The 18,584-nt window shown below is 46.4% G+C and carries 15 protein-coding genes; 10 read left to right on the top strand and 5 right to left on the bottom strand.

Annotated elements, in window-relative coordinates; translation table 11 throughout:
* On the bottom strand, positions 1–165 hold a 165-nt coding region (locus JW968_03285), incomplete at its 3' end, for a hypothetical protein (GenBank protein MBN1385976.1).
* A gap of 450 nt (positions 166–615) precedes the next feature.
* Here JW968_03285 and acsA point away from each other — a divergent pair.
* Positions 616–2,337, top strand: a complete 1,722-nt coding sequence (gene acsA / locus JW968_03280; GenBank protein MBN1385975.1) for an acetate--CoA ligase — start codon at positions 616–618, stop codon at positions 2,335–2,337.
* Positions 2,338–2,384: 47 nt separating this feature from the next.
* Here acsA and JW968_03275 read toward each other — a convergent pair whose 3' ends face one another.
* Entirely contained in the window at positions 2,385–3,434 is a 1,050-nt protein-coding gene (locus tag JW968_03275; GenBank protein MBN1385974.1) for an mRNA surveillance protein pelota, read from the bottom strand.
* 343 nt (positions 3,435–3,777) lie between these two features.
* Between JW968_03275 and JW968_03270 the strand changes: the two genes are divergently transcribed.
* The 5 genes from JW968_03270 to JW968_03250 all read left to right on the top strand — a co-directional run bounded on the left by JW968_03270 (position 3,778) and on the right by JW968_03250 (position 11,069).
* The gene (locus JW968_03270; protein ID MBN1385973.1) at positions 3,778–4,965 is read left to right on the top strand and encodes a hypothetical protein; all 1,188 of its coding nucleotides are present in this window, start codon (positions 3,778–3,780) and stop codon (positions 4,963–4,965) included.
* 54 nt (positions 4,966–5,019) lie between these two features.
* A complete protein-coding gene (locus JW968_03265; GenBank protein MBN1385972.1) occupies positions 5,020–8,121 on the top strand; it encodes a transglycosylase SLT domain-containing protein in 3,102 nt (1,033 codons plus the stop codon).
* Positions 8,118–9,041, top strand: coding sequence for a hypothetical protein (locus JW968_03260; protein MBN1385971.1), 924 nt, complete (start codon positions 8,118–8,120; stop codon positions 9,039–9,041). The genes JW968_03265 and JW968_03260 overlap by 4 nt, the downstream gene beginning before the upstream one ends.
* Before the next feature lie 133 nt (positions 9,042–9,174).
* Complete coding sequence (locus JW968_03255; GenBank protein ID MBN1385970.1) at positions 9,175–10,110, top strand: hypothetical protein; 936 nt, start codon at positions 9,175–9,177, stop codon at positions 10,108–10,110.
* Between the two features lie 11 nt (positions 10,111–10,121).
* Positions 10,122–11,069: a hypothetical protein gene (locus JW968_03250; GenBank protein ID MBN1385969.1), complete on the top strand. Its 948-nt coding sequence runs from the start codon at positions 10,122–10,124 to the stop codon at positions 11,067–11,069.
* 56 nt (positions 11,070–11,125) lie between these two features.
* Here the strand turns inward: JW968_03250 and JW968_03245 are convergent, their stop codons facing one another.
* The 3 genes from JW968_03245 to JW968_03235 all read right to left on the bottom strand — a co-directional run bounded on the left by JW968_03245 (position 11,126) and on the right by JW968_03235 (position 13,224).
* Positions 11,126–11,890: a hypothetical protein gene (locus JW968_03245; GenBank protein MBN1385968.1), complete on the bottom strand. Its 765-nt coding sequence runs from the start codon at positions 11,888–11,890 to the stop codon at positions 11,126–11,128.
* A 33-nt stretch (positions 11,891–11,923) separates the two neighbouring features.
* Positions 11,924–12,898, bottom strand: coding sequence for a replication factor C small subunit (locus JW968_03240; protein MBN1385967.1), 975 nt, complete (start codon positions 12,896–12,898; stop codon positions 11,924–11,926).
* 62 nt (positions 12,899–12,960) lie between these two features.
* Complete coding sequence (locus JW968_03235) at positions 12,961–13,224, bottom strand: PRC-barrel domain-containing protein (GenBank protein ID MBN1385966.1); 264 nt, start codon at positions 13,222–13,224, stop codon at positions 12,961–12,963.
* Between the two features lie 293 nt (positions 13,225–13,517).
* Between JW968_03235 and JW968_03230 the strand changes: the two genes are divergently transcribed.
* The 4 genes from JW968_03230 to JW968_03215 are packed head-to-tail and all read left to right on the top strand — an operon-like array spanning position 13,518 to position 18,279.
* The gene (locus JW968_03230; protein MBN1385965.1) at positions 13,518–14,594 is read left to right on the top strand and encodes a tyrosine--tRNA ligase; all 1,077 of its coding nucleotides are present in this window, start codon (positions 13,518–13,520) and stop codon (positions 14,592–14,594) included.
* A gap of 21 nt (positions 14,595–14,615) precedes the next feature.
* Positions 14,616–15,971 (top strand): TldD/PmbA family protein, encoded by a 1,356-nt coding sequence (locus tag JW968_03225; protein MBN1385964.1) that lies wholly within the window; start codon positions 14,616–14,618, stop codon positions 15,969–15,971.
* A complete protein-coding gene (locus tag JW968_03220; protein ID MBN1385963.1) occupies positions 15,968–17,230 on the top strand; it encodes a TldD/PmbA family protein in 1,263 nt (420 codons plus the stop codon). The genes JW968_03225 and JW968_03220 overlap by 4 nt, the downstream gene beginning before the upstream one ends.
* Positions 17,227–18,279 carry a M24 family metallopeptidase gene (locus JW968_03215; protein ID MBN1385962.1) on the top strand — a complete coding sequence of 351 codons (1,053 nt, stop codon included), beginning with the start codon at positions 17,227–17,229 and terminating at the stop codon, positions 18,277–18,279. Before JW968_03220 ends, JW968_03215 begins: the two co-directional genes overlap by 4 nt.
* Positions 18,280–18,584 lie beyond the last annotated feature (305 nt).

Genomic DNA, 18,584 nt, shown 5'->3' with positions numbered 1-18,584 from the left:
TTCAAGAACATCATAGCTCCTTGACCTGGGAACATTAGCGATATCAGAAAGCTCACCAGCAGTCGACACACCCCTCGACAACAACGCCGCCCAAATCTTAACTTCATATAGATTCAGCGAAAAATACCTTCTCAATCTGCTCAAAAACTCTTCTTTGACAATCATTTCACTCCCCCTCCTTTTTATAAGACAAAAGTCCAGTAATCCTTACATGCCACTACTATTAATATATTACGTTTTTTCACCCGCAAACTAAATTACACATTTTATCTTCTGATAAGAGGAAAAAACAGGGAAAATCACTTCACGACTCCGGAGTAGAAAACAAATATTATGCAGATAAAAACAAGCATTATGCAGATAAAAACAAATAGAATACAGATATTATCTGATAAGCATATTGTCTTCTTTCATCTGATAAGCCACAGTAAAGTCACAGACAAACCAAATATGACCACGCTGTTCTTTAAAAATAGTTTTTAAACAAGACCTTTTTCTCAAAATAAATGATGACCAAAAAATAATGGGGACAAATGACACTGAAGACAAATGGGCAAAACTTTTAAGTAAACCCGGAATAGGGGGTATAAAAAGCCCCGAGGTGCTATAGTGGAAATCCTGAAAAAAGACTCGCCAGAGAGGATAAAAGGCCTCCAAAAATGCAACCTGAAAGACTATGATACAGCAAGATCATCATTCGACCGGTCAATAGCTGACAAAGAGCTTGAATTCTTTGAAGACGGCAAGATGAATGCTGCGCACAATGCCATAGACAGGCATGTCCCTTCAATCGGCGGCAAGACAGCACTCATCTGGACCGACGGGAGCTGGGAAAGAAAATACAGCTTCTCAGACATGAAAAAACTCACAAACAAATTTGCGAATGCCATCAGGAAACTCGGGGTGAAAAGAGGAGAAAAAGTATTCCTCTTCCTTCCAAGAGTGCCAGAACTATACATATCCTTCCTGGGGGCACTCAAGGCAGGCGCGATAGCAGGAACACTCTTCTCTGCCTTCGGACCAGATGCTCTCTACGACAGGCTCGGCGACAGCGAGGCTGTCGCGATAGTCACCAACAAAGAGCTAAAGGAAAGGCTTGACAAGGTAATGAATAAACTGCCCAACCTCAAGCATGTGATGCTGATCGACGGCGGGGATCCGGAAGGAGGCATAAGCTACTGGAGCGAGATGGACTCAGCCAGCGAAGAATTCGAGACAGAACACATGGGCAAGGATGACAGCGCCTTCATGCTCTACACCTCGGGCACAACAGGCAAACCAAAGGGAGTGATCCATAAGCATCATGCGATAGCCCATGACCACCTCACGGCAAAATGGGTGCTGGATGTGCATGAAGACGACATCTACTGGTGCACAGCAGACCCAGGATGGGTGACAGGGATAGCCTATGAGATACTGGGGCCATGGTCAAACAAGGCAACACAGGTGATCTATGCAGGGAAGTTCTCCCTAGATGCATGGTATTCGGTCATCGAGAAATACAAAGTGAATGTCTGGTACACAGCACCGACAGCAATAAGGATGCTGATGCAGAAAAAGAGCGAGACAGGTAAGAAGTATGACCTGGGCTCGCTGAGACATCTCGCATCTGTCGGCGAGCCGCTCAATCCAGAGGCAATAAGATGGGGCCTCAAGGAATTCGGACTTGCATTCCATGATACCTGGTGGCAGACAGAGACAGGAGGGATACTGATGGCAAACTACCCCTGCATGGACATAAGACTCGGAAGCATGGGGAAACCTTTCCCGGGACTGTCTGCAGCAATAATCGACGACCAAGGAGATGAACTGGGTCCAGGGAAAGAAGGCAATCTCGCATTCATGCCAGGATGGCCCTCAATGATGAAAGAGATATACAAGAAACCCGAGAAGTATGAAAGCTACTTCATGAAGGGCTGGTATGTCTCAGGCGACAGGGCGAGGAAAGACGAAGACGGATACTTCTGGTTCATAGGGCGCGCAGACGATGTGATAAAGACAAGCGGAGAGAGGGTCGGGCCATTTGAAGTCGAGAGCGCACTGCTAGAGCATCCAGCGATAGCAGAGGCCGGAGTGATAGGGAAGCCTGATGAGGTCCGCGGGGAGATCATCAAGGCATTCGTCGTATTAAACCCTGGATACAGCTATGATAAGAAGCTATATGATGATATCAAGAATTTCGTCAAGCAGCACCTTGCAGGGCACGCCTATCCCCGAGAGATAGAGGTTGTCGAAAAGCTGCCAAAGACAAGATCAGGGAAGATAATGAGGAGGATGCTCAAAGCAAAAGAACTCGGCCAGGAGATAGGGGATGTATCGACACTGTCAGAAGAATGAGGGATAGCCAAAAACACTGCCTGCAATGCACAGACCTCATAAAGAGATCATCTTATCCTATATCTTAAGATGGCGGCAATCCCCCCCAAACCTTCAAGCTTCCTCCCTGCTTCTGAATCAGCACCTATAAGGCGGACATCAGCACCCATCGAATCAGCCTGCTTCATGACCCTTTCCAAGCCATTGAAAGTGTTCTCCTGCCTCGTCTTCCTTATCAGAGAATCTGCGACCAACAGAACCGAAACAGCACCCATGGCAACAGTCTCGGAAGTCTCCCTGAACCCATACACAGCAAGACTGTCCTTCGAGATTTCCTTAAGCAGCTCTTCAACCAATGAAGTCTCCCTGGCAACCCTGTCCTTCTTCAACACACCCTTTATCTCCTCTCTCCCGAGAATCTCATTGATGGCCTCTCCCTTCACGCTCGAGCAGGTGGCAAACACAATCTTCTTCTTTATCACATCATCCCTGAGCTCCCTGTTCAGCTCATCCTTCCAGAATGACGGACTGGCGGCAATTATGTTTGGTGTATGATATCTCAAATCATAATCAGACAATGTCTTAATTATCCTCTGATAAAAATTCTCACCCTTCACAGAAGGCTCACCTTTTTTCGAGACATCACCATGGAGCTCACTGAGCACACTGAAGCCCTTCCTGGTGAGGAGAGCAAAGATCGCTTCCTCCCTGTCAAAGATGCATATCAGCAGGTCGCTCTTGGCAGAATCCGAAGCCTCCCTGAGCTTCTCAATCTGGTATCCTGGGAATCTCTCTTTCTCAATGCTGAAAACCGTATCAAGTTCAATATTCAGGCTATGATAAGAACCCCGGGGCACATCATCAGGGCCATCAAGCACAGTGCCATTGACCTTCAGCATCTGTTCACTGAAATCAATCTTCTCAGCCTTGATTTTCACAAAAATGCTCTTCCTGACAGTCTGACCGCGCTCTCCTGATTCGATGCGGACCTTCCTGTAGCTGTGACCAGAGAGGACATCCCCTGGGTCAATTATCTGGCTTAGATACCACAAATCATCCAAGTCCTCAACCTTCAGCTTCACAAGGCCATTCCTGAAATCTGAAAAGATTATTCTCATACCAATCCCCTATCAACCTGCACAAGCCAGGATATATACAAAATCCAATAAATACAAAATCCCATAATTCCAGACCATTGTTTTGTTTCTATTTTAATTATATTAGCATATATAATCATATTAGTATATGCGAAGAGGGCTTTTAAATCAAAAATATCACAAATCCGGCTACTAAAATAGAAAAACATATATATATAAAGTTATTTGTTTTAAAAAGACCAAAAAGACCAAATACTGAAATATTATATACCAAGACCATATTGGTAAGATACCCGAACCAAGGGCAGATCAGCAAATCAAAGCAAGCACACTAACATAAATTATGCAAAAAAGGTGGCTGTAGATGAAAAAAGGACAAGGGACAGGAGCATCAGCTGCAACATTTGTCGCACTTCTAGCTGCATTGATATTACTTTATGTACTATTCCTCCCCCCATCTGAAAGAGAGGCACTGCTCGGCGAAAATTATACAGGCTATGGCGGTGATGACGGGGGTAATGACACTGCTGAGAGGACAATCCTCCTGGAGAATCCCGGGAAAATCGAAGGATCCGGAGAAGAGGAGATAATACACAACATAGCATCCTTATCCCTGCTTGCAGTCACTGAGACCAACCTGATCAAGAAAGTCAACAACATCTATGTGAAAAACGGGTGGTTCGACAAGCAAGATGCAAGGGTGTCATTTACATTCGAAGACCTTCCCAACACAGACAATACGATGATGGGATTCACAATAGGGGAGAAAGCCATAGGCAGACTCAGCGTATATCTCAATGGCGAGAAAGTATATGATGATGAGACCACATCACCAGCTCCGGTGCTGCTCGACAAGAAAAACCTGGCAGAGACAAACGAACTAGTGCTCTCAGTATCGACAGTCGGATGGAAGTTCTGGAAGACAAACGAGTATATCATCAAGGACCTGTCGATCACAGCAGATGTCCAGGACATAAGCAGGCAGACAAGCAGGAACACATTCATCGTGACATCGACTGAAAAAGACAATCTCGAGAAGGCCACGCTCAAGTTCATCCCAGAATGCGAGGCCGGGGATGTCGGCAAGCTTAACATATACATAAACAACCACAATCTCTATTCAAGCGTTCCTGACTGCGGCCTCCTGATACCTCTGGAGTTCTCACCAGGATTCCTCTCCACCGGAGAGAATGAGCTAGTATTCAGGACCACCAGAGGGAATTATGTCATAGACAGGATACAGGTCAAGACAGAGCTGAAAGACATATCATTCCCGGTGTACTACTTCAGCCTGACCTCAGACGAGTACAATGATGTAGCCAACAACGAATTCGACATAAACCTCTCGATGGACTTTGTCGATGACATAGAATACAAGCAGGCCACAATCGTGGTCAATGGGTATGAGACGCATGTAGACCAGAGAGACAGGAAATACTGGAAACTGATCGACGAGTTCATAAAGAAAGACAACAATGCGATCGAGATAATACCGAAAAAGAACTCAAAGCTAGAGATAATAGAATTAAGAGTAAGGCTTCAAGAGCATTAATCTTATTTTTTTCTGAAAAAGAGGAATAAAATGGCAGAAGGAGAATCTTCTAAAATGGCAGCATTGAAGGCCATACTGAAGAAATCAGCTGTCAAAATCGGCGAGAAAATAAAAGAGAATTATACAGAATACATGAAGAAGAGAGAGAACAGATACGCCCCTCAAACCGCCCCAAAAAAAGGCGTCCTGGCCACCATCGGCATCGGCGGGCTGGCACTGGGGAAATTACTCTTTTCAAAAGGCAAGCAGGTGACGGAAAGGCCGGATATCGGCACATGGATGATCTGGCTCGGCCTTGCAGCATGGATAACTGAACTGGGCATCTGGGGACTGAGGCCGTGGGACCTTCTATGGGGCAGCAAAGATATTATTGCATTCGCAGCAACCTATCAAGCTTTCATAGTACATACCATGGTCCTCTTTGTGGTGCTCTTCCTGGCAGAAGGCGATTTTGTCCTGATCTTCAAGACAATAATGCTCATCTTAGGCGGTTATATAACATTCATCATCCTGCCTTCACTGATTAAGATCCTCAACCTGCCACCTCTCTATTCAGATGTTGCAATATCTGTCATGGCTGTCTTCATAATATCAGTGCTCGCCACCAGAGTCACGACAAGCTACGCTGCACAGGCATTTGTCATGCACACTGCGATGCCACACCTCAGCACGGCTTATTCAATCCTATGGAAAAACATAAATGACCCCACATGGACACCAATACTGACGGCATTAAGCTTCATCTTCATAGGGGCATATTGGCCATATTGGATAATATTCGGCGCAAAAATATCAGGATCAAAATTCGCCAAATGGCTTAATATCATAATATTTCTCGCAATCTTCCTGTTCCTGCTCGTCCCTATCATGAAAGATGCCTACACACAGAGGACAGAACTCCCAGTCTCCCAAGAGGGCCTTCAAAGAATGGCCACTTTGACCGGGCCGACTGCCAAAGAAGCTGTGCAAGACTTCATAACATGGGTAACAACCCTGCCAACCAAGACGACAAGCCTATACCAAAGGCAGATAGACTATGCTACCGGCGGGGATTACTACACGGGCAAAGTAGACGAGAACCAAGAGGAACCACTCGGTGTCTACATAAAAGACCTTGAGCCAAGCAGCCCGAAGTTCGATTTCAAAGAACCAGTGACAGTCTGGGGGCTCATGTATGCGAGGACAATAGAGAATGACATCCAAGTGAACCTCAGCTGCAATGCAAGCAAGTCAAAAATCCTGAACAACGGGATTGTGTCGCCATCCAGGCCGATAAAGGTGACAACACTGGATGAAGTCGACATCAGCTGCGGATTCAACTCAAGCACGCTGCCCCTCGGCACGAACAATGTATACATCAATGCATTGTTCAATTTCGAGACGATGTCCTACCTGCGTACATACTTCATGGCAGACCACAGGATAAGAAGCCTGAGGAGAGAAGGGGTAGATCCACTGCAGCAGTATGACATAATAGACACGAATCCGGTCGCTGTATACACAAACGGGCCGCTCTATGTCGGCATGGAGACAAAAAAGCCGCCGATAGGAGTCGGTGAGAATGATACAGTGCCTCCCAGGTTGGGAATAACCCTGGACAACAGGTGGGAAGGGCAAGTAAAGAAATTCACCAAGATAGAGATCCACGTGCCTGAAGAGACAAACCTCACAGACTGCGACTGGAACCACAAGTTCAACATATCAGATGCACAAGAAGAAGGCTATAAAATATATTCACTCAGCGAAGAAGGCCTGAAGAATCTCGGCACATTGAATGATGGTTACAAGAACATAAACTGCAGGATAGGTGTTGTGGATCCTGAAGGACTGCTCGGGGACCAGCCCATCACGACAAAATACTTCAAGATGACAGCAGAGTATGTATATGAACTCTCAGAAAGCGTCCCGGTCGAGGTGTTCTGCGCAGACCCGACAAGCCCAGAATGCAAGACCTACCAGGGCAGGGGTAGCTATTCAGGAACAAATTTTGATTTCCAGCAGTCAGACATACTATACCCTTCTGAAGCCAACAAGAAGATAGTGGAAAAAATCATCGAGACATGGCACCCTACCATCTTGGAGCACACTTCAACATACAATGTCCCATACTGCCTGATTGTGGGCACAATAGCACAGGAATCAGGAGGGAATGTCAATGCAGTTTCAGGTACAGGAAGCACAGGATTGATGCAGTTCATAATCAGCACTGCCAGAGATTATGGAATAGACCGCAATGACCCAAAAGATTCAATAAAAGGCGGGACATTGTTCTACAGAGATCTCCTGAACCATTTCAGCAGATATGGGGCTCCATGGAAATACACATTCTCGATAGCATCATACAATGGGGGGCAAGGCACAGTGGACAAGGCAATCCAGAAACTTGGAACATATTCAGTGACATGGCAGGATGTATCTTCGCAGCTCACACCAGAACTGCTGAAGAGCACAGGGGATCCGGCATACACCGACCCAAGCTTTGACCTTGACAGGAAAATCGAGGAGATAAGAAAGCATGTGCCGAGAGTGCAAGGATACACGATGTACTGCGAAGAGTTCATGGGCTCACAAAATATTGTGGTAACACCAACTGAAGATGATTTCGACACCACAAGCATAACACTCGAGTTCAGGAAAGGGGAGGAAAAGGAGCTGGACAAGGATAAAAAAATCAAGGCTAAACTCACAAACTTCGTGGAGAACAAGGCAGCATACTACACAATCACTGCACTAGACAGGACATACCAACTGATGACAAATACAACAGAATCCTGGCCGACAACAAATCCATTCATAAAATCCCAAGTCACAAAATACACAAATGAAACTGTGACCTCATCATTCACAATAGCAAATGCCGCATCAATCAACAAAGAATTTGTCAGATATGGCATTGCGATAACACCGACAATGTATCAGGAGAAGAGAGAAACAATATTTGAGAATCATCTATATGGTTTCTATGATGACACAAACAACCAACACAGATTCACACTGCTGACCCCTGACAACAAGGTATTGTGCACAATGTTCCTATCAGCGCAAAGCCCAGTACAAACCTGCTCTGCAATACCCCGGCTGAAAGCCACAATATTTGATGCAAACAGATATGACAAGATAGCAATAAACATAGCCTATGAGCCTGAACCAAAATGAGAATGAGAAAAGAAATGATAATCATCGGAATGATCTGTGCGATCCTGCTCATCGGGGGCTGTACAGGAGGAGGCAGCGGGGGCTCAAAGGTTGTGGATGTAAGAAAGGGTTTCGACGGGCTTTCGCTCGAGTTCCATCCCAATGCACCGCCGGCAAATTCCTTAGTCAATTCCACAATAGACATAATAGCAAAAGTGACAAACAAAGGCGCGTCAAATGCAACAGGGATACTTGTACTCTCACTCGAGAAGGGATACATGGACCTAGAATCCGGGCAGAACAAAGTGAAATTCCAGATACCAGGGAAAACAATCTATTACCCTGATGACCAGCAAGAGTTCTATGAATTCACAGCTGAAGTCAGGGATCTGGATCCGCTCCTGGAAAAGCATAACTCGATCATAATCGGAACAATCTGCTACAATTACACGACAACAGCCTCATATGACATATGCGTCGATACTGATGTATACGGCCAGAAAATCGGCATGAAGCCATGCACGTCAAGCGATATCCAGAGCAGTTCAGGGCAAGGAGGACCAGTCGCTGTGACAAACATTGAGCAGAAAACAAGAGAGAGCGATGGAACCATAAGGCCAATGTTCATCATAACAGTCGAGAACAAAGGAGACGGGCTTGTGATGAACCAGGCGCTCGTGGAAAAGACATGCGGCTCAGATCCGATAATGGACATCGACTGGAACCTGATACAGATAGAAGCAAAACTGGGGGCGGTCAGCCTCCAGTGCGATCCCGGCCACATTGACTTGAAAGAGAAGAAAGACAGGATCAGATGCATCTATCCAGAATACTCGAACATCGAAAGAACACAGGGAAACTACATGACAAACCTCAATATAAAGCTCAATTACGGCTATACAACCTCAAAATCCAAGACAGTGACCATAGAGAAGATATAGAGAAGATATAATCGCTTTTTAGTGCCAAAAAAGCGTGATTCAGGCTTTTTAAACTGTCTGATGCTAAAAAAACCAAAAAGTTTATATAGAAAATAAATAAAGATAGATAAAGACTAATAAGGTGAACCGGTACATGGGCAAAAAAAGAGACATCATACTATTATCCACAATCCTTTTTCTATTATCAACATTGCTATTGACCGGCTGCAGCGGACCAAGCGAGCCCCATGATTCAGTGCCTGCGCATCAAGGAACTGAGGGCCTGGTGCTGCGATACATGCAAGGACAGCCGCCGAGCAGAGTCTACAATGGAGACCAGCTAGATGTCACTGTAGAGCTCAGGAACAGGGGAGCATTCCCTTCCCAGGAATCAGGAGAGCCATTCATCGGAACAATCATACTCGGGGGTTATGACCCGGTCTATCTGCCATTCTCGCCATCATACTATATCCTCGACGGGACAGAACTCTACGGGAAAGACCAATACAATGTCGAAGGAAGCTATGCAACGAGGACATTCTCTGTCCCAAGGGTCAATATACCCAGAGATGTCGATTTCTACAGGCCAACGATACAGGCAACAGCATGCTATGAATACAAGACATTCGCAGCAGCAAGCGTCTGCATCGATCCCGACCCCTGGAAATCAGGAGTCGAAGACGAGGTCTGCGATGTCACAGATGTAAGCATGGGAAGCCAGGGAGCCCCAATAGCTGTCACAAGAATCGAAGAGGATGTCACAAGCCAGGACATCAAATTCAAGATAACCTTCTCAAATTCAGGAAGAGGATACGCATATGACTACATGGCCAGGGATGCATGCCCAGACATAGAATATGTAGACCTGGACAAGATAGATGTGCATTCAGTGATATTATCAGGCGCTGAGATCAGGGGAAGCTGCACGCCCCCTAATCCAATCAAGATGTACAACAACCAGGGATTCGTGGTATGCAGCGCGCAAAAGCCGAGCGATGAGACTCCGGCATATGTCACACCGCTCCAGATAACCCTGAAATACGGCTACATGGATTCAATAAAACAACAAGTAGAAGTCGTCCAATCCTAGGAGGGATAATAATGAAGAACAAAATCATCATGGCCCTTTTGATAAGCTCAATCCTAGTATTTACAGGATGCACAGAACAGGAATCATCAACATCAAAAACAAACCCATTTGTCGGCGGTGATACAGGCCTCACAATACAGTTCGAGCCAGACTCGCCGCCAGCAGAGGTATATGACGGAGGGAGCTATCCATTCGGCATTGTGGTGAGAATCAAGAATGTGGGCGAGACAAATGTGCTCCCAGAAGATGCAACAATAAAGATAACAGGCATCGACCCAAATGAGTTCAATGTGAATACAGCTGATCTCATCAAGCATCCTGAAGATGAACTCATAAGGACAAAGAAAGACGCAGAAGGGAACATACTCGAAGGCACAACAACATTCGTGAGCTTCGACGACCTTAACCATGTGGATCCGCTCACAGCATCACATCTCTATCCGATAAAAGCAGAAGTCTGCTATGAATACGCCACACAGGCAATCTCAGACATCTGTGTCCGGGAGAATCTTCTCGATACAAAAAAAGAAGGGGTGTGCATGATAAACGAGGACAAGCAGGTATTCAGCTCAGCAGCCCCTGTAAAAGTCGAGGAGTTCAAGGAAATACCCAGAGCAAGCGACAAAGTCGCATTCCAGTTCAAGGTCAAGCACAAAGGGACAGGCGACATATTCAAGAGAGACTCGAACTGCGCACAGAATTACACAATAGAGAACAAGGTATGGGTCGAAGTCACGACAGGGATAGAAGGCCTGTCGTGTTCAGGTCTGACAGACGGCACTGCGCCAAACAACGGCTATGTAACCGTGTTCGGTAATCCCGGGGAGAGGATTGTGGCCTGCACACAGGCAATCGCGAATCCAGCAGACTATGAGAAGCCGGTCAATATAAGGCTTGAATACGATTATCTGCAGGACATCACAACAACACTCCTGGTGAAGCACGAGCCTCTCGAGTAATAATGTTTTTTGAATTCTTGCCAAATATTTTTTTATAATATTACTTTACCAAAAACCTATCCTAAAAATCCAGAATTCTTATTGATGATGCCCATGATATACTCTGAACCGTACCCAAACATCTGATAATAATCAATTATCTCCCTATAATCCATGCCTTTCTCAAGATCAATCCTGATCAGATATGCTATCTCATCGTCATTAAATCGCACCTTGAGGTCATCGAACACATTGCCCAGCTCAGACAGCTCATTGAAGTGATTCTTTATCTTCAGCAGGACCTCCCGTATACGGTGCTGCTTCTCAAACATGACCCTTTTCTGCTCAATCAGCCTGTTCTTGAGCTCAGAATTCTCTGCCTTCAGCTCATCTGTTATCCTTGTGTCTGTCTCCCTGATAGCCTCCAGCTCATCCTGGATCTCCCTGAGCCTCCTGAGATGATGCTCCTCCCTGGCCTTAAGGGCTTCCCTCTCTGACTCGAGCTCAAGCTTCAGCTCAGCCTCACGCTCAAGATAGGTGTTCTCAAGCTCAGCGAGAGACTTCCTGTACTTCCCCTCCCTCTCATTCAGGACCTTATCATAATGCGCTATCCTCTCCCGGATACGGAGCTCAATCATCTCCCTGGCCTTGACCACCTCGTTCTCAATGAACCGCTTCTTCTCGATCAAAGCATCTTTCAGAGCATTGACCTCTCGCTCAAGATCGCTGTTTCGCGTGATAAGAAGCTTGGTCTCATTTGCCAGATTATAGATGATCTGTTTCTGGTTGTCCTCAAAAGAAATGTCCTCAACCCCTTTTTCCTTCAGCTCAATCTGCTCCATAAACCCAACCAATGCCATTAATTTATTTAAATATTACCTTTTTTTCTTCCCTTCGCCGGCCAGGACCACCTTTGCCAGAAAAGCCTCAAGCTGGACAAACTCATCAGAGCCCTCCACCATCCTGAACTCTGCCTCCCCGCAATGGACCATGAGCTGCATGATCACTGACGGATCAGCATCAAGACCAAGGAGCTCCTTCTGGATCTGCTTTATCACATCAAGGCCTGATAGGCCGAAATCGAGCATGGTCTTCAGGAGAGCATCACGCGCCTCGACAAACCTCGAATCCACGGCAAGCTCAAGCACATGCTTCAGATCCTCCGGCCTTGCAGCAGAAGCCATGGAATAAATGAGATCAGTGCCGATATCATCAGAGATGACAGCACAGCTCTGCAGGATATTCTCGACTTTCCTGCAATCACCGCCTGAAATTTCATAAAGCGCATCCTTCGCATCCTGAGAGAGCTTAAGACCCTCCTTCTCAGAAATCTTGACGATAATGGCATCAATGTCCTTCCTGGACAGAGGCCTGAACCTGAATACAGCACATCTTGACTGGATAGGATCGATGATCCTCGAGCTGTAATTGGCTGAAAGGATGAACCTTGTCGTCTGGGTATAATTCTCCATGGTCCTCCTTAGAGCCTGCTGAGCCTCTTTGGTCAAGGCATCGCACTCATCAAGATAAATCAGCTTGAAAGGCACATCACCTATGGCCCTTGTCCTGGCAAAATCCTTCACCTTGTTCCTGATTACATCGATGCCGCGCTCATCTGAGGCATTCAGCTCAAGGAAATTGGCACGCCAGCCATCCCCGAAAAGCTGTCTCGCGATGACCAAAGAAATGGAAGTCTTGCCGACGCCAGCAGGGCCAGTGAACAGCAGATGTGGCATGTTCCTGCCTTTCACAAATGCCTCAACCTTCTGGACAGTATCATCCTGACCCTTTATATCAGAAAAATCCATCGGCCTATACTTCTCTGTCCAAATCTGAGCATCTTCACCCAAAAAACCACCCTCCAAAACAAGATAAATCCAAATATATTGATTATATAAAGTTTATGCAGAAATCAAATGATGTCTTCCTCAGCTATGACCATGAAATCCCCAATCGCTATGACTGCACTGAAAGGCACCAGAAGATTGCCGTTCTTATCCTTCTCAAGCTCAAGCTTCTCAGTATAGGACGTCGGATTCACAAGAACCATATGGATAAGCTCACCGGAACGGGTCTCAAAGACAATATCACCGACCTCGCCAAACCTCTTACCTGTCTTGCTAACAACTGTCTTACCTATGAGCTCCCTTGAAAAATGCTTATCGTCTTCTGCCATATGAACCCCTCGTTTTTCTCCCTAAGACAAATAAAACCGAATTTTCCGTGTTCTAAAACGGTGCAAAGCTGTCCCAATAAATAAAACAGTCCTATTTAAATGTTTTGTTTTGATTTAAGACTTGAAATCAGGCCTAAAAGCAATTTTTAGGCTTTTCAGACCTTTTAGAGAAAAAATATTTTTGTTCCCAAACAAATATAAAGAATAATCCAATCAACATACCTGACATATCCATACATGGTATTTTTATATATCAATCTCCGGCATGAACCATTGCCTACACAGGTGAGAAAATGAATACTGAGGAAAGGCTTGAACTAATCCGCCAAGTGGGGGAAGAGATCATAACAGAAGAGGACCTGAGGAAAGTCCTTGAAGAGAAGAAGCAACCCATAGCCTATGACGGATTCGAGCCATCAGGGAGGATGCACATAGCGCAGGGGATCCTGCGCTCCATCAACACGAACAAGATGATCAAAGCCGGATGCAAATTCAAGTTCTTAGTGGCAGACTGGCACGGCTGGGCCAACAACAAGATGGGCGGCGACCTCGAGAAGATAAAGAAAGTCGGTGAGTATCTCATCGAGATATGGCGTGCATGCGGCATGGATCTGGACAATGTCGAGTTCGTCTGGGCCAGCGACTTCATGAACGATGACAACTACTGGAAGAAAGTCATGAACATCGCACGCGCATCCACAGTCAAGAGGATACTTAGATGCTCGCAGATAATGGGAAGGAGCGAAAGCGAAGCCCTGCAGGCATCGCAGATATTCTACCCCTGCATGCAGTGTGCAGACATATTCCATCTTGACGTCGACATATGCCAGCTCGGGCTCGACCAGAGGAAGGTCAACATGCTAGCCCGCGAGATCGGGCCGCAGCTCGGCTACTGGAAGCCGGTCATTGTCTCACATCACATGCTCATGGGGCTCGGGCAGCCAGCATCAAAAAATGCAGATGCCACAGAAAGGGCGATAGAGCTCAAGATGAGCAAATCAAAGCCGGACACAGCAATATTCATGACAGACTCATATGATGATATCAAGAGGAAGATGAACAAGGCATACTGCCCGGAGAAGATCACAGAGAACAACCCCATAATGGAGTATGCAAGATACGTAATCTTCGAGAAATTCAAGACTCTAGACATAAAAAGGCCCGAGAAGTACGGCGGCGACCTCTCTTTCGTGTCATATGATGAGCTAGCCAAATCCTACTCCGACGGAGAGCTCCACCCAATGGATCTCAAGACAGCAGTCGCAGACAGGGTGTACGAACTCGTGAAACCGATAGAATCACACTTCACAAAGAACAAGAAAGCGGTGAAGCTGAAAGAGGAGATAGAGAGCTTCAGGGTCACAAGGTAAAAAAATATCCAGCTGAACCAAATGCCAACCACACCATTAGACGAAAGAGGAGTAAGATACTGGGAAATCAGGCAAGGAAGGATCCAGAGCAATTCTGTAGCCCTATGGAACAAGGAAGTAAAGGACATGAGCCACGGGGTCCATGAAGGAGCATCAGTCAGAGTCCTGTACAAGAACGGATGGGGATTCGCATATTCTGAAGAAGGAAACCTGAAGAGCATAATGAAACAGGCCCTGTCGATAGCAAAGATAATAGACAAGAAAACAAAGGTCAGGAGAGAGATAGCTTCCCAGAAAAGGACCAAGGCAAGCAAGGCAGTGCCGATGAAGACAGATTTCCACGGCATAGGCTTCGAAGAGAAGAAAAAACTTCTGCTCGAGATGGCCAAATCAGCACTTTCTGACAAGAGGATAACAAATGCATCCACAAACTATCTTGACATCACAAAAGAGACAAGATTCACGAACTCGGAGGGATCAGAGATAAGGCAAAGGCTCAACTACTGCTACGGCGGCGCATCAGTCACAGCAAAAAGAGGCCTGAAGATAGAGCAGTACAGCAGAAGGGTGGGGGCGCAGGCAGGCTATGAGGTGACAAAAGAATTCCATGCAGCGACAGAGAAGGCAAAGGAGAAAGCAATAGCGCTGCTTGATGCAAAAGTCCCGAAAGGAGGCAGGACAAAGGTCGTGTGCGACGGAGTCCTGACGGATGTATTCATCCATGAAGCCCTGGGCCATGCAGCAGAAGCAGACCACATAATACAGAAGGCATCATGCCTCGACGGGAGATTAGGCACAAGGATAGCCCCAGACCATGTCACTGTGATAGACGACGGCACAATACCAAAGATGTGGGGAAGCTACTTCTATGACGATGAGGGGATCAAGGCCAGCAAGACGACGTTGATAAACAAAGGGAGGCTCCAGACATTCCTGAACTCAAGGGAGACAGCAGCGGCGCTCAGGCAGAAGCTAACAGGGAACGGCAGGGCAGGGGGCATATCACAGATACCTCTTGTCAGGATGAGCAACACATACATAAAGAAGCATGACTGGAAAACAGAAGAGATGTTCAAGGAGATGAAGAACGGATACTACCTCAAGGGGAGCAGCGGGGGGCAGGTCGACACTGCAGTGGGCAGCTTCCAGTTCTCAGCACAGGAGGGCTACCTCATCGAGAGGGGCGAAATAAAGACACTCCTAAAGAACATCTCATTAGCGGGGAATACACTGGAACTCCTAGGCAACATAACTGCGATATCAGACAGGTACCAGGCCGGATTCCCGGGGCACTGCGGAAAATCAGGGCAGATGGTGCCTGTCATCGGGCACTGTCCCAGCATACTCATAGAAGATGCTCTAGTCGGCGGAAAATGAACTCGAAAATAAAAAGAATAATAAGAGAAGCGGAAAAAGAAGCAGACCATGTGCAGATAAACATCGGCTCTGTCACACATAAGTCCCTCACAATAAACAACAACAGCTACCAGAGCTTCGAAGAGACAGAGAAGGGCAAATACCAGATAAGGGTGTGGAAAAACCAGGCCATGGGCTACGCATATTCAAACAGGCTCACAAAAGACACACTCCGCCAGGCCATCAAGATATGCAAGGCAAATGACAGGCTAGACTATTTCCACGGAATCCCGAACAGGTCCAGATACAGCAACATAAGATGCCATGACAAGAAAGTGGCTGAGCTGACAAAAGCAGAGATGTCAAGCATGGCCGACGTCATAATAGATGAATGCGTCAAGTCAGGAATAATAGCCTCGCATGTCGCAATCGAGGCCAAGCATGAAGAGAGCCAGATATTCAATTCAAACGGCATAGAAGGAGAACAGAAAAGGACAGAGTTCGGGCTTTGGGCAAACACAATAGCCAGGAGCGGAGCGAATGTATCAAGCTATTGGAACTCAATGACAGAAGTGAAGCTTTTCGACATCATACCCTTCATAGATGACCTTAAAAGGAAGACATATGATTTCCTCTACCCAAGAAAGATGGAACGAAAAGCGAGATATGTGCTATTCAAGCCAAAGACAGCAGCTGACCTGATACATAATGCGCTGGTGCCGAACTTCTCTGCAAAGAACATAGAAAAGAACAAATCAGTCTACAAAGGCAAAACAGGAAAATCAATCGCGCACCCGAAACTGTCGCTTGTCGATGACGGGACACTTGAATGGGGGCAGAATTCGAGCAGATTCGACTATGAGGGGACACCATCGCAGAAGACTGTCATAATCAGCAACGGGATATTCAAATCCCCGCTATATGACTTCAACACCGCAAAAAGGCTCGGGCAGAGGAGCACAGGGAACAGGACAGAGCAGGGCATCGACCACTCCAACCTCATACTCACAGGCCCATACAGTGAGATCGATGATGCACTGATTGTCGAGACACTGATAGGGAGCCACACAGCCAATCCTGCGACAACGGCATTCTCAACAAAAATGGAGCATGGATACTACCTGAAAAAAGGCGAGCGGATACCTGTCAAAGACGTGATGCTGTCAGGCAAGATGGACGAAGTCCTCAGAAACATCGTGTCTGTGGGGCGGAAAGTCTCGAATAACTATGGGATATACACAGGCGCGCTTGCCTGCAAAAAGGTGAACCAGACCATATGAAACTGAAAGAATTCAAGAGAAACCTGAATAGCAGGGGGATCGATGCAGCTGCGCTGTTCAACATATCATTCACCACTTCAGACCCAAGCATAAAATATTTCACAGGATCCAGCTGCGAGCACGCAACACTCATAATACCAAAATCAAAAAGGGATACACTGTACCTACCCCCGATGGAACTTGCCGGGGCAAAGACATCCATCAATGCAAAACCGCTCACAAAGGAATTCCATGAGCTGTTCAAAGGTATCAAGACAAAAAACCTCGGAGTCAACAGGAAAAAGATACCTGAATACTACACTGCCAGAATAAGGAAAGAGACAGGAGCAAAGATATCTGATGTCTCCAAATCCATAATAGAGCTCAGAAAAAAAAAGACCCAACATGAGATGGAGAACATCACGAATGCCTGCAAGGAGACTGACAGGATACTCACAGAGGTGTATTCTGAAATGTCAAAAAAGAAGATCAGGACAGAATCAGAGCTCGCAGGCAGAATCCTCTATCACATGAGCTCAAGAGGGTATCAGCCGTCGTTCCCGCCGATTGTAGCAAACAGGAAGAATGGAGGGAAGCCCCACCATACACCAACAACACAGAGGATCAGGAAAGGATTCTGTTACATAGACTTCGGCCTGTGGAACAAAGGATACACATCAGACATAACAAGGACAATATACTTCGGCAAGCCAAGCAAGAAAGAGAAAGAGATCTATGACAAGGTCCTGCATGCCCAAGAGGAGGCAATATCAGCAGTCAGGCCTGGGATCATGGCAAGACAAGTCGATGCAGCAGCAAGAGAAAGCCTAGGCAGTCTCGCAAAGCATTTTCTCCACGGGCTCGGCCATGGTATAGGCGTAGAAGTGCATGAAAGGCCCTACCTCAATGAGAAATCACTGGAAATCATCGAGAATGGCCAGGCATTCACAATCGAACCAGGCATCTATACAAAGAGATACGGCATAAGGATAGAAGATGACATCCTTGTCCACAGCAGGGCAAAGATCCTCACAAAGGCACCAAAAGAACTTCTCTGCTTCCCAATATGATAATCAGCTGACATGGGCTCTGCCAGGAATCCCGGGGCTGCAACAGCGGAAATGCTCCATTCCCATTCTCACGATCAAAGATTATGAGAGTCAGCCGGCATGTCTAAAACCCCTGATTTTCAGATATCCAAAATGATACCTGTCAAGAAACAGAATCACCTCATACCTCACTCAAGCTGAACATGAATCCCCTCAGGCCGCTCCTGATAAAGGATAATAATAAAAGATAATCGATCAGAGAGCTTCCCTGGCGACGTACCTGTATCCCAGTCAGAAAATCATCCTGACCTTAAACCAATGACCCG

The sequence above is a fragment of the Candidatus Woesearchaeota archaeon genome, assembly GCA_016928155.1.
Lineage (GTDB): Archaea > Nanobdellota > Nanobdellia > Woesearchaeales > JAFGLG01 > JAFGLG01.
Note: the sequence above shows the minus strand (reverse complement) of the source record. Positions and strands in the feature narration are given on the sequence as shown.